The organism is Streptomyces zhaozhouensis, from assembly GCF_900230195.1.
GTDB lineage: Bacteria > Actinomycetota > Actinomycetes > Streptomycetales > Streptomycetaceae > Streptomyces > Streptomyces zhaozhouensis.
This window is the reverse complement of record NZ_OCNE01000014.1, coordinates 1-12,495: the sequence shown is the minus strand read 5'-3', so window position 1 is coordinate 12,495 and position 12,495 is coordinate 1. Positions and strand designations below refer to the sequence as shown.

Here is a 12,495-nt window from a genome sequence, read left to right as displayed (position 1 = left end):
TGCGCGATGTCGATGCTGCAGTTCTTCATCGCGGTCGACGTGACCGTGGTCAACATCGCCCTGCCCTCGATCGGCGCCGACTTCGGGGTCGACGGGCACGCGCTGACCTGGGTCGTGGTCGGCTACACGGTCACCGGTGGCGGCATCCTCATGCTGGGCGGCCGGCTGAGCGACCTGTTCGGGCGGCGGCGCGTGCTGCTGTTCGGCACCGGTCTGTTCGGTGCCGCGTCCCTGCTGGCGGGCATGGCGCCGACATTCCTCCTGCTGGTGGTGGCGCGCCTGTTGCAGGGCGTCGGTGAGGCCATCGCGCTGCCCGCCGCGATGGGCACCATCGTCCTGATGTTCCCCGAGGGGCCGCGCCGGTCGCGGGCCCTGAGCGTGTGGGCGGCAGTGGCCAGTTGCGGCCTCGTGCTCGGCTTCGCCCTGTCCGGACTCGTCACCGCCCACCTGGGATGGCGCTGGATCTTCCTGGTCTCGGTCCCGTTCATCGCGGTGGTGCTGCTGGCGGCCGTCTTCCTGGTCGAGGGCGACCGACGCGTGGTCCGGGACGCCCCGCCGCTGGACCTGCCCGGCGCGCTGCTGCTGACCGCCTGCCCGCTGCTGTTCGTCTTCGGCGTGGTCGAGGCCGGCGAGCCCGGAACGCCCGCCTGGGTGGCCCCGGCAGCGCTGGCCGGGGCGGTGGCGGCCGGGGCGGGCTTCGTGCGCGTCGAGGCACGCTCGCGCGACCCGCTGCTGCCGCTGCGCTTCTTCGCCCACCGCACGCGGGTGGCCGCCAACCTGGCGACCATGCTGCTGAGCGGCGCGTTGTCGACCTCGTTCCTGCTGTTCACGTTCTATCTGCAGGACCGGCTGGGCATCGGTCCGCTGGGCGCGGGTCTGACGATGCTGCCCCTGGCGGTCTCGCTGATCGTGTTCTCGGTGCTCGTGCCCGGGATGCTGGGGCGCTGGGGGGCGCGCGCGTGTGTGCTGGCCGGCCTCGGGTTCACCGGGGCCGCGATGGCGGTGATCGCTCTCGTCGCGACCTCGCGGGCGGGCGGGGCGGCGATGGTCCCGGCCATGCTCCTCATCGCGGCCGGGATGGGGTTCGGCCTCGTGGGACTCCAGTACCTCGCGGTCAGCGGCGTCACCGAGGAAGACGCCGGGACCGCCTCCGGGATCCAGCGCGCGGCCGACCAACTGGGCGGCGCGACGGGGGTGGCGGTCTGCGTCGGGCTCGGGTTCGCGCCGAACCTGCACTCCCTCGATCCGTTCCTGGTGGCCACCCTGCTCGCCGCCGCGGGCCTCGTGACCGGCGGGGTCGTGGCCTGGCGCATTCCCGCGCCGGACCCCGCGGCGGAGCTGCGGCAGGCCGGCTGACCCTCGCCCCGCCGGGGTGCGCCACGCCCGCCAGGGGGGCGCACCCCGGCCGAACCCGGTCCGTGCGCGGGCGAGTTCGCTGGTAAGCCGCTGGTAATGGCCAGGCGGTCGGTCCGCCCCCTGCCACGGGGTCGCCGTCCTCGCTACCATGGCCACGCCTCCGCACCATCGCGACCGGGGGGCCGTGCCTGACGCACGGAAGAAGGTCGCGGTGCCGGCGGGGCATCGGGGGGTCCTCCCCTCTGCGATCCCACAGTGGACTGTCAACGCAGGGAAGGTAGATACAACTCATGAGGCATGTCTTCCGCTCCACGCTGGCCCTCGCCGTCCTTCTGGTCGGCGTCGGCCTGGCCCCGGCCGCGACGGCGGCGACCGCCGCCACCCCGGCAGCCGAGTCCTCCGCCGCGCCCGCCGCGCCCACGTGCCGCCACACCGACACCCACCCGCTGCTGGCGTACGGCAGCGCCGGCCCGGAAGTGGCGCACGCGCAGTGCCTGTTGCGCACGGTGCACGGCATCGGCATCGACGTGGACGGCATCTTCGGCCCCAAGACGGAGGCGGCGGTCTTCCACGTGCAGAAGAAGTGCGACATCGGCGTCGACGGCATCGTCGGGACCATCACCTGGAAGGTGCTGCACAGCGGCTGCTGAGCTGACCACCGCTGCTCACTCCGAACACCTCGCGCCCGCCCGGCCGTTGGCCGAGCGGGCGCGGGTGCGTCACGCGCGTGCGCGTCAGTGTTCCTTGACGGTGGTCAGGAACGTGTTCCAGGCGTCGGGGGTGAAGGTAAAGGCGGGGAGGGTGCGGTCCTTGGTGTCGCGGATGGCCATGGCCTGGCCGTCGTCCAGTCGCGCGGCCTCGACGCAGGCGCCGCCCTGGTCGTTGCTGTAGCTGGAGGTCGCGCATCGACTCGCCATCCCCGACCCGCCGTCGCAGCACCGCCTCGTTGACGATGGCCGTCAGCCGCAGCGGCGACGCCCTGCGCCGCAGCACCTCCTGCCGCGCCATCCGCACCGCTACCAGCCGGTCCACGTCCTCACGGTCTTGTGTCGATACCCCGCAACGCACAATCGGCTACCCGATGGCAGGCCGGGTAGCCGATGAGGCTGGTAGGGGGCAGGCGCGCCTAACGCGTCGCTCCTTCGGGCCAGATGATGTGGACCGGCACACCAGCGCGTCGGGCGTGGGCCACGACATCGGCGGTCCCTCCGTATCCCCGGGCAGGTGCTCCGTCCCAGACCGCGATCAACTGCTCCACGACGCCCAGCAGCACCTCGCTTCCCGCCATGTGAGCCTCCTCCGTCGACTCCCGCATACCGGTGCGGTGGACCACATGTGCGGCGGCCAACAGGGAGTCGTACTCCGGGTGGTGCCATCGAGGCAGACCGGCCCGGTAGGTTTCCGCCGGAATGACGACCTCGATCGTTCCCCCCAGATCGAGGACGGCACGGGCGAACCAGGCGTCCGGTCCATCGGCGATGCACGACACGCCGACCAACTCCGTGGGAGGGTAAGGAGCGAGGGCGGTGTACAGGGAGTTCCTGATCTCGGCTGCGAGATCATCAGGCAGGCCGCGATGGCCCGTAATGCCGAGGCGCATGTTTCTCCTCACATATAGGTGCTGTGCAGTCGTTCGTCGAATTCACGCACGACCTGCGGCGGTGTCGTTGCCCTGTAGCTCCGTCGAAGTACGCGCGCACGTTCCACGATCCGGCCCGAACGGTGCCGAAGGCCACTTTCCAAAGCGGACCGCCCGATGGTGAATGCCGCGTCAAGGCGACCTGCGGCGATATGGCCTTGGGCGATGTCGAGCAGCGCCAAGGCCCGTTGTTTCTCGTGCCCTGAAGTGAGCACGCCTCCGGCGGTAGCTTGCGCCGAGGCGATCCATTCCGGCAACGAGAGCCAGGCCCCACAGGTCAGGCGTGCCGCCGCGATCTTGGCGTGTCCAAAACGAAAGACCCACGGCCATGGTGGAGCTTCCTCCGCCATGTTATCCACCGCTTCGTCGGCGGCGTTCAGTGCCTGGTTCGCGGCCGAGGCGTCACCACCGGACGCGTGCGCCATTCCTTCGATCATGAGCAGCCACGCTTCCGCGACTGTCAACGGCGACGTGAGGTGATATCGCGCCGACGCGACATGTGCGAGCGCTCGCGTTCGGTTGCCCGCGTGCGCCTCCAACTGGGCGAGACTCCCCAACTGGTAGGCCACAAGCAGCCCATGGCTGGAGCGCTTGGCGACGGTAACCGCCGTTCCGTACCAGGTGCGCGCCGACCCCATGTCTCCCATATCCCAAGAGAGCCAACCGGCAAGGCTGGCGGCCTCACTGCCGGCTTCGTCCAGCCTTTCGCGTGCCTTCCCTCCCTCCGCGCCACGCGCGAGGTGCTGTACCAGTTCCAAGTGAGCCCGCACCGGTACGACAAGGCGGTGAGAAGGCGTCGTTCCGTCCAACTGCCGGTATGCGGTCGTGGCCAGGCGCACGCGATCAGCCGAGCCATCCGCGTGCCTGCTGGTCGCACCGGGGGGCAGTGCGGGAGCGGCGACCGCAGCGGCGGCGGCACCGAGGAAGTTCCTTCTTTCCATGGGGCCTACAGATTGTTCCTTCTGAGCGAGTCCGACAAGGTGCAAGGGGATTTCCAGGTGCCGTGCCACGGCTTCCAGCATCTTCATGTCGTAGGAGCCGGTTCCCCGGCTCTCCATACGTGAGATGGCGGACTGACTTGCTCCGCAGGCTTCCCCGAGCTGTCGTTGCGTTTGCCTCCGGTTCTCACGAGCCAAGCGCACAACCCGGCCGTAGTCGCCCGCCGTTGCTGCTTGCCCAATCGCTCTTGACGCCCAGTTCACCCTTATACCGTCCCCTTCGTACAGCTTGCCGAGCGTCAACAACGCGCGGATATGCGCCGCGTGCATCGGCTTATGCGTTGCCCGCATCGCTGCTGGCTCTCCACAGGATGCCCGGGTTTCCCTCTCCCCACTACCCGCTGTCTGCGAGAGGGCACGCATGGCAATCAGAGAAGGTCGATTGAGCAGTCGAGGGGCACCTCCGAGCCACGATGAGGACCGGGTCGCGTGCCCCCCGGGGCCGACCGATTCCAGCGCGACGTACAGCGCCGACCCTGGCGCGGAAGAGTCCCGTCAACGGCTTCGTGCGCGCCTCCGTGCACGCAATGTTCAGAGCGTCCAGAACTTCGCCTTCATGGACGGACGTCACTCATGAGCGACGGGCCGGCCATCGTGCTGGCGGCCGATTGGGTCCTGACGGAAGAGCGTGGTACCGGGGCGCCCGAGGCGATCTACGGCGTGGACTGCATGACATGCGAGGCGCGCTCACCACTCTTCGACGACGACCATCTCCCCGTCGCGGTCTGGGCGATCCAACACACCCAGCAGGAGCCGACGCACACCTTGTTCCTGAGCCGCGTCGAGAAGCACTGGCGGGTGCTTCGCCGACCGGAGCCCGAGCCGGCCACAGGGAACGACCGCCGCTCCGAACGCATATGGGGTCCTGTGTTCGTCGGGCTCATGTGCCTGCTGACGGCCGCCGCCGGGTTCCTCCCTGCCCTGGGGCGGACCTGAAAGCCAGGCCACCGCACACACGATCCCCCTCTGAGAAGGAGACCTTGATGCACACGACGATTCTCAGCTCCTCCGTGCCGATCAGGTTCCACATTCTGGCCACCGTCGGTGTCAGTCACGTGCTGATGGTGCGCGGCGAGCGCGAAGGGCGTGACGAAGGGTGGGTGCTGCCCCATGGACCGTTGCCCCAGGGGCGGTGCATGATCCTCACCGCCAGGGAACTGCTGGCCTCGACCACGGGGCTGGACCGTGCGCTCTCCCAGGTGTTGGCCTTCAGCCTCGACACCGACGACAGCGGTGAGCTGAACGGCATCTCCTACGTCCTGGACGGCGGGCACCTGCCGGACCTGCCCTCCGTCGATCCGAAGGACGGGGCGAGCTGGGTCCCGATGCGGGAACTGCATGAGCCCCCCGCCCTCTACCAGTACGGCATCATCGCCGCCGCCCAAGGCCGCCCGCTGCCCTTGCTGGTCAACTCCGACCGTCCCGACGCGGCGTTCGTCTAGGAGGAGGCGCCATGTCCATCCCCATCGACCGAGCGCCCGAGTGGGAGTTTCTCCTCCCCGCCCCCGGACGCGGTGACAACGCGTGGGTCCTGGGACCGTGCTGGCTGTTCTGCGGACACCAGGTCACCGCCGTGACATGGATCGGGGCCGTGACCACGCTGGGGGCACTCGCCCCGCTGTACGCATGTAGCACCTGCCTCAGCCAACTCAACGCCATGGTCTGGGACTTCGCCGACATCTCCTCCGCGGCCCCGGTCGATGGGGAGGGGCGCCGCACGGCGCTGTACCGCGAGACGGCGGCCGACCACCCCGCATCCACCTTCGCGGGCCCCGGCCCCCTCATCCGGACGCCGCTCGGAAAGCGGTTCGCGCAACTGCTCGGGTGGCCCCGATGACCGGTCAGGCCCTTCCGGCAGGCGCCACGGTCGTCGGGATGTACATGGAGGCCGTCCGCGAGGCCCGTGGGGTCACCACCGCCGACGCCGTCCGCTTCCTCTCCACGACCCATAGGACCCTCACCCGCATGGAATCGGGATGGACCCGCTTCCGCGAAAGCGACGTCAAGCGACTGCTGCTGGCCTACGGAGTGCCGTGCAAGGCGTGCATGAGCGATCTTCTCTCCCTGCTCACCCTGTCCAGCGACCTCTTCCAGATCACGGACCGTGGCGCCGGATGGCTCACCCGACTGAAGGCTTGCCACCGAAAAGCCGACTCCATCAGGCACTTCACCGGAATGCGCATCCCGACAGGGCTCCGAACGCCGGAGTACGACCGGCACCTCAAACCCTCCCCGGACCTGCCGACCCACGAGGAGCACGTCACCGTGGCCGAAGCCGGATCGAGGATGATTACGCTCTTCCTCGACGAAGCGGTGCTCCACCGCAGGGTCGTACCCCCGGACGCCATGGCCGAGCAGTTCCGGGCGCTGAACGCCTCCGCGTCGAACGGGGCCCTGCGCCTACGAGTCGTACCGTTCACCGCCGGCCCGATCGTTCCCCTCACAGCCCTCACAGAGCTGACGTTCACGACCCATCAGCTGTACGCCCAGGAGACCGCCGGCATCCACTACAGCCTCGGCGGGCCCCTCACCCGGTCCGCCACCCTCTGGTTCGACGCCCTGGACCGCGCGGCGCTCTCCCCCGAGGAGAGCCATCAACAGATCACCCACGCGACCAACCACTTCACCGCCCTCGCGGAACGGTCACCCCGTGGGGGCGGTCGGGGCTGGCAGCCTTCGATGCTTTAGGCAGCCACCAGGGGGCGAGCCTGGCTGACCTCCTGACCACTTGACCAGTTGCCCCACTTGACCAGTTAAGCCGCGTGACCAGTTCACCAACCGGAGGCACTCATGCGTACCACGATCACCCGTTCGCCCCTGTCCCTGATCTTCCACATCCTGGCCACCACCACCAGCAACCACGTCCTGATGGTGCGGGGCCGCCGCGAGCAGGGCGAGGAGGGATGGGTGCTGCCGCGGTCCGAACTCCCGCCCGGCCGCTGCCTGATCCTCACCGCTCGCGAACTGCTGCTGACCACCACGGGCTACGACCGCGCCCTGAACGACGTGCTGGCGTTCAGCCCGCGCACCGACGAGGCGGGGGAGTTGACCGGTCTGGAGTACGTGCTGGACGGCGGCGTCCTGCCGGAAGTGCCGGGCAGCGACCCGCGCGAGGGCACCAGCTGGGTCCCGATGCGCGAACTCCACGAGCCGCCCGCCATTTACCAGTACGCCATCATCGCCGCCGGTCAGCACCGCCGCCTCCCCTTCCTGGTCAACGCCGATCGCCCGGACGCGGCGTTCGGTTGACCCGCCTGAGGGGTCGTTCCACTCGGGTCCTGATCGGTGTCGCGCGCGTAGCGTCAGAACAGCGGGCGACCGCCCCCGGTGCGGACCGGTCCGCACCGCGCGCGAGCGACACCGACGGGAGCTAGAACGAAAACCCCCCGCGCTCCAACAACCCCGGGACGTCGGCGCTCAGATACGTCTGGCGGTAGGAGCCGTCGAGGAGGCCGACGGCCTCCGCCTCGTCGCGGTCGACGGGGCGCAGGGCGCCCGCCGCGGTCTCGGCCGCGCCGTACGCGCTGTCCACGGTGCCAGGCGGCAGCGTGTCGGCCCGGTGGTAGATCTCCGGCTCGCGGGGGAAGCGCGCGGCCAGCGACGGGTCGTGGTCGACGACCCGCCAGGCGCCGGAGGCGATCGACTGCTCCTCGGTGTAGACGGCGCGCGGGTGGAACTCCGGCGGGCGGCCGCCGCCGATCCGGGGCAGCGTGAACGTGCCGCGGAGGACCCCCAGCGCGGTGCCGAACCGGTCGCGGGCCAGGATCACGGCCAGCCGGTGATGCCCGCCCTCCGGGGTGGGGATCGCCACCACGTCGCCGACCCTGGGCTTGGGCACCCGCTTGGGCGGGCTCAGCGGGGCGAGCCGCACCGGCTCGCCCTTCTCCACGTCGGCGAGGGTGACGGCGCCCGAGGCCACGGCGGAGCCGAGGACGGTCGCCAGTGCGGCGGTCAGCTCGGCGACCGTGACCGGCCGCCCGGTGCGGGCGCCGACCCGCTCGGCCAGGAAGAGCGACAGCGTTCCGGCCTCCGCGAACTCCGCGTCCGCCAGCTCGGGGACGCGTGAACCCGCCGGCGGCTCGTAGCGCCGCCCGCCGCGCACGTTGGCCCGGAAGCGCTGGGGGAGGGCGACCGCCTCCGCGAGCGCGTCACCGGCGGTCGGCAGCGACCAGCCGAGGAGCTCCAGGAGTTCGCCGAGCGTCGGCGGCCCGCCGAACCGTTCGGCCAGCCCGCCGACGACGGCGGCGAGCCGGGGGACGGCGGTCTCGGCGTCGGCCTCGGTGAGGCCGGGGGAGGAGGACTTGTCGCTCACGGTGACGATCCCTGGCTGGTCTGGGTCTGAGTCTGGGTCTGGGGCTGTGTCGAGGACTGGCTCTGCGTCGGGGGCGGGTTCTGCGGCGGGTTCTGGGCCTGCTGCGGTACCTGCTGTCCCGGTGGCGGTTGCTGTCCCGGCGGAGGTTGCTGTCCTGGCGGTGGCTGGGCACCCGGCTGGCCGCCGGGTTGCTGGGCGGGCTGCTGCCCCGCCGGCTGCCCGCCCTGCTGGCGCTGCTGCAGCCAGGCGTCGTACTCGGGGCGGGAGCTCTGCGCCAGCGGCTGCTCCCGGTTACCACGGTAGTTGTTCCCCGCCCGGCCGATGTACGTGTTGTAGGTGTTCGCGTTCTGCTGCTCCAGCAGCCGGGCCTCGCCGTAGGTGCGGGTGCCGGGGACCACCACCATCTGGTCGCCGTTGGCCGGGTTGAAGCGGTTCTGGTTGGCGGCGTGTCGGGCCTGGGTGGAGGCGGCGGTCGAACCGGGGCCGAACAGTCCGGAGTAGTACACGTTGCCGTTGGCGTCCCGCAGGGTGTAGTTGCTGTACCCGGGGCGGTTGAGATGGGCGTGCCGGATGGGCCGGCCGGTGCCCCCCGTCGGCTTGTTCACGCGGTAGGGCGCGAGACCCAGCGGGTCCGCCCAGGCGTGCGGGTTGTGCGGGTAGGCGTAGGAGTTGGGCGCGGCGGACACCCCGAGCGGGTCCTGGGTGGCGTAGCGGCCGACCGCCGGGTCGTAGTGGCGGAACAGGTTGTAGTGCCAGCCGGTCTCCGCGTCCTCGTACTGCCCGGGGAGGCGCAGCGGGGTGCTGGTCGCGCCGCCCGGCGCGGCGGCCGTGGCGCCCCACAGGGTGCTTCTGCCCTCCCAGGCGATGTCGCCCTCGTCGTCAACCAGATGGGTGGGCGTGCCGACCAGGTCGGTGACGATCGCGTAGAACCGGGCGTCGACCTCCGCCTGGTCGCTCTCCGCCTGGCCGCTCTCCGCCTGGCCGATGTCCTCCTGGTCGATGTCCGCCGCCGTGTCGCCGGCCCCCGCACCCGCCGCGCGCTCCGTCTGCGCGACCGGGTGCAGCCCCCGGTAGTCCCAGGTCAGGGTGGTCGGAGCGGCCGGTTCCCGCCCCGCCGCCGTGGCGGTCTGCTCGGCCAGGGTCAGCAGGAACCAGGTGAACTCGACCCGTTCCACCACGGTGACCCCGTCGGCGGCCAGCCGCTCCTTGGCCACCCGCCGTCCGAACGGGTCGTGGACATAGGTCCAGACGGTGCCGTCGGCCGAGGTGACGGACGTCAGCCGGTCGTCGGCGTCCCACGTGTAGCGCCAGGTCCGCGTGCCGCCCGACAGCAGCTTGCGGCGGCGGAGCGTGACCCGGCCGGCCTCGTCGTACTCGTAGCGGAACGCCCCGGCGCGGGTCAACCGGGTGCCGGCGTAGGCCCGTTCGCCCACGGCGTCCCCGCCGGTGCCCGGCAGGTCCCAGCGGGCGGCGGTCTGGTTGCCGGCGGCGTCGTAGGCGTAGTCCTCGCTCCAGCCGGGGGCCCGGACGGCGGTGACCCGCCCCAGGGGGTCCAGGGTGTAGTGGGTGGTGCCGGTCGGATCGCCGAGCGAGCTGAGGTAGCCGTCGGCGCGGTAGCCGTAACTCCGCTGGTGGACGGTGCGCGACGCGCGCCCGTCGCCGCCGGAGGACACGGTCAGGCCGGCCAGCCGGTCGGCGCGGTCCCAGCTGTGGGTCAGGCTCAGCGAGGAGTCGAAGCGGCGCCCGGTCTCCCGGCCCAGGGCGTCGTGGGCGAAGTTCACGGCGCGCCCGCCGGTGACCAGGCGCAGCGGCTGCCCGGCCGGGTCGTACTCCCAGGTGCTGACGTGCCCGCTGGGCGTGGTGCGGGAGGCGAGCCGGCCCAGCGCGTCGTAACCCAGGCGCAGCGTGCGGCCGTTGACCGTCTCGGTCAGCAGATTGCCCAACGCGTCGAAGGAGCGGTCGAGTTCGACGCCGGGCGAGGTGGCGTGCACGACACGGCCCAGGCTGTCCAGCTCGTAGCGGACCGCCCGCCCGTCGTCCCCGCTCCAACCGGTCAGCTCACCGCGCCGGTCGTGGGTGTAACGGACGGTCTGCCCGGCCGGGTTGGTGCGGGTGGCCAGCCGGCCCGCCGCGTCGTGGGTGAAGGTGGTGGTGCGTCCCTCGTGGTCGGACTCCGACGTCACGCGGCCGGCCGCGTCGTAGGTGTAGCGCCAGGACCGGCCCTCGGGGTCGGTGACCGCGGTCAGCCGCAGCTCCGTGTCGCGGGTGAAGGAGTGGCGGGTGCCGTCGGGGTCGGTGACCGAGGCAAGCAGGTCGAACGGGCCGTAGGTGTACCGGTGGGTGCCGCCGGAGGGCGACTCGTGGCGCAGCAGGTTCCCCTCCGCGTCCCACTCCCAGCTCTCCCGCAGCCCGGCCGGATCGGTGCGGGTGCGCGGGTCGCCCTCGGCGGTCCAGGTCAGCAGCGTCTCGCCGCCCAGCGGATCGACGAGGCGCACCGGCCGGCCGAACGCGTCCCGGTCGACCCGGGTCACCTCCCCGAGCGGACTGGTCACGACCACCGGCAGCCCGGCCGGGTCGGTGCGGAACCGGGTGGTCTGCCCCGAGGCGTCGGTGACGGCGACCAGCGCGCCCCGCCCGTCGTAGGCGAAGGCGGTGCGGTTGCCCAACGGGTCGCGCAGCGCGGTCCGGTTGCCGGCCTCGTCGTAGCTCTGGTGCCAGCGGGAGCCGTCGGCGTCCTCCATGGTCTCCGGCAGACCCCACGCGTTCAGCTCCGCCGACAGCCGTGTCCCGTCGGGCCGTTCGACGGCGACGAGCCGGCCGAACGCGTCGTGGACGTGGCGCGTGGTGTGCCCCAGCGGGTCGGTGACGGTCAGCTGCCGGTCGTAGCGGTCCCAGGTCACACGGGTGGTGTTGCCCAACGGATCGGTCTCGGCGATCCGTTGGAGGCAGTCGTTGAACGCGTGCACGGTGGTGTTCCCCAGCGAGTCCACGACCGTGGTGCGGCGACGCTCCGTGTCGTAGGCGTAACTCCACTCCAGCGCCCGGTCGGTGCCGGTGGCGAAGACGCAACGGCCGTCCGCGTCGTAGTCGTAGCGGTACGCCAGCCCGTTGCGGTCCTCCCAGCCGGTCATCCGGCCGTGCGCGTCGTAGGAGTAACGCTGGGGCAGACCAGAGGAGTTGACGATCTCGGACAGGTTGCCGTCGGCGTCGTAGCCGTAGGAGCGCAGCACCGGCCTCCCGGGGTCGCTCAGCAGCGTCAGGGCGGTGACCCGGTTCTCCCGGGTGGTCACACCGATCCGGTAGCCGCCGGAGTGCACCAGCTCGCTGGGCGCGCCCCGCTCGTCGTGGCGCACCTCGACGCGATTGCCGTTGCGGTCGCTGACGGCGGTCAGCGGCAGCACGCCGCCGGGGTGGCCGGGGCGCGGCGCGAAGTGCAGCGTGCGGCCGGTCGCCGGCTGACGCACCGTCATCGGAGACCCGGGGTCGCCGTCCCAGGTCAGGCCCCAGCGGGGGCCTTCGACGGGCAGCACCTCGTGCTCCCCGTCGGTCAGCGGGACCGGGTACTCCAGGCGCATCCCGTCGGCCGTCAGAAAGCGCACGCCGTGTGCGCCCAACACCAGCCGCTGGTCCAGGGTGGACGCCCACGAACGCCCGAACCAGCGCCCGGAACGGTAGTCCGAGAGGTGGTATCGCTCGACCAACAGCGGCAGCACGCCCGGGAGTTCGACGTCGACGGCCGGCATCGCCACCACGCCGGTCGCCAGGTCGACGGGGTCGTCGGAGAGGCTGCGGCTGCCGAACTCGACACCCCTGCCCCGGGTGGCCGGCCCCTGGCGCACGGCGCCCACGGAGACGCCGCGCAGCCCGGTGCGGGCCGCGCCGCGCGCACCGGCGGCCAGGGCGCCCACCGTGGTCAGGCCCTTCAGGCCGGGGATGCAGTCGAGCGCGGCGAAGGCGACGTCGAGCAGGCCGGCCTCGCCGTTCGCGTACTTGATCAACGTGTCCACGAGGACCACCGCGGCGGCGGCGACCACCACCCAGGCGAGGGGGCCGCCGATGATCATGACGACGACGCCGAGGACGGCGACGATGACTTTGCAGATCTCGACGAGGGTGTCCCAGGCGTCGGAGAACCACTCGATGAGCTTTTCCCACCACTTCTTGTTCTGGATGCCGGCGTCGGAGGCCTC

Annotated in this window: 12 protein-coding genes and 1 pseudogene; 7 read left to right on the top strand and 6 right to left on the bottom strand. The window is 71.5% G+C overall.

Annotation, left to right across the window (positions count from 1 at the left end; translation table 11 throughout):
- The first annotated feature begins 6 nt into the window (after positions 1-6).
- Both CRP51_RS19120 and CRP51_RS19115 read left to right on the top strand, forming a co-directional pair.
- Positions 7-1,356, top strand: coding sequence for an MFS transporter (locus tag CRP51_RS19120; protein WP_097232586.1), 1,350 nt, complete (start codon positions 7-9; stop codon positions 1,354-1,356).
- A 290-nt stretch (positions 1,357-1,646) separates the two neighbouring features.
- Positions 1,647-2,006: a peptidoglycan-binding domain-containing protein gene (locus tag CRP51_RS19115; protein WP_097232488.1), complete on the top strand. Its 360-nt coding sequence runs from the start codon at positions 1,647-1,649 to the stop codon at positions 2,004-2,006.
- Positions 2,007-2,090: 84 nt separating this feature from the next.
- Here the strand turns inward: CRP51_RS19115 and CRP51_RS19110 are convergent, their stop codons facing one another.
- From CRP51_RS19110 to CRP51_RS19095, 4 genes and pseudogenes are all read right to left on the bottom strand, one after another.
- A complete protein-coding gene (locus CRP51_RS19110; RefSeq protein WP_097232487.1) occupies positions 2,091-2,273 on the bottom strand; it encodes a DUF397 domain-containing protein in 183 nt (60 codons plus the stop codon).
- A 40-nt stretch (positions 2,274-2,313) separates the two neighbouring features.
- Positions 2,314-2,364: pseudogene (locus CRP51_RS30245) on the bottom strand (hypothetical protein); the annotation flags it as partial.
- Positions 2,365-2,482: 118 nt separating this feature from the next.
- Entirely contained in the window at positions 2,483-2,956 is a 474-nt protein-coding gene (locus tag CRP51_RS19100) for a hypothetical protein (protein ID WP_097232486.1), read from the bottom strand.
- An 8-nt stretch (positions 2,957-2,964) separates the two neighbouring features.
- Positions 2,965-4,263 (bottom strand): helix-turn-helix domain-containing protein, encoded by a 1,299-nt coding sequence (locus CRP51_RS19095; RefSeq protein ID WP_097232485.1) that lies wholly within the window; start codon positions 4,261-4,263, stop codon positions 2,965-2,967.
- A 303-nt stretch (positions 4,264-4,566) separates the two neighbouring features.
- Here CRP51_RS19095 and CRP51_RS19090 point away from each other — a divergent pair, with 303 nt between their 5' ends.
- The 5 genes from CRP51_RS19090 to CRP51_RS19070 all read left to right on the top strand — a co-directional run bounded on the left by CRP51_RS19090 (position 4,567) and on the right by CRP51_RS19070 (position 7,242).
- Entirely contained in the window at positions 4,567-4,929 is a 363-nt protein-coding gene (locus tag CRP51_RS19090; RefSeq protein WP_097232484.1) for a DUF7848 domain-containing protein, read from the top strand.
- 47 nt (positions 4,930-4,976) lie between these two features.
- Entirely contained in the window at positions 4,977-5,435 is a 459-nt protein-coding gene (locus CRP51_RS19085; protein ID WP_097232483.1) for an NUDIX hydrolase, read from the top strand.
- Positions 5,436-5,446: 11 nt separating this feature from the next.
- Positions 5,447-5,830 carry a hypothetical protein gene (locus tag CRP51_RS19080; RefSeq protein WP_097232482.1) on the top strand — a complete coding sequence of 128 codons (384 nt, stop codon included), beginning with the start codon at positions 5,447-5,449 and terminating at the stop codon, positions 5,828-5,830.
- A complete protein-coding gene (locus tag CRP51_RS19075) occupies positions 5,827-6,681 on the top strand; it encodes a Scr1 family TA system antitoxin-like transcriptional regulator (protein ID WP_141514625.1) in 855 nt (284 codons plus the stop codon). The genes CRP51_RS19080 and CRP51_RS19075 overlap by 4 nt, the downstream gene beginning before the upstream one ends.
- A 102-nt stretch (positions 6,682-6,783) precedes the next feature.
- Positions 6,784-7,242 (top strand): hypothetical protein, encoded by a 459-nt coding sequence (locus tag CRP51_RS19070; RefSeq protein WP_097232480.1) that lies wholly within the window; start codon positions 6,784-6,786, stop codon positions 7,240-7,242.
- A 121-nt stretch (positions 7,243-7,363) separates the two neighbouring features.
- Here the strand turns inward: CRP51_RS19070 and CRP51_RS19065 are convergent, their stop codons facing one another.
- Both CRP51_RS19065 and CRP51_RS19060 read right to left on the bottom strand, forming a co-directional pair.
- Positions 7,364-8,305 (bottom strand): hypothetical protein, encoded by a 942-nt coding sequence (locus CRP51_RS19065; RefSeq protein WP_097232479.1) that lies wholly within the window; start codon positions 8,303-8,305, stop codon positions 7,364-7,366.
- Positions 8,302-12,495: DUF6531 domain-containing protein (locus CRP51_RS19060; protein WP_097232478.1), on the bottom strand; the 4,194-nt coding region annotated here is incomplete at its 5' end. The genes CRP51_RS19060 and CRP51_RS19065, both read right to left, overlap by 4 nt.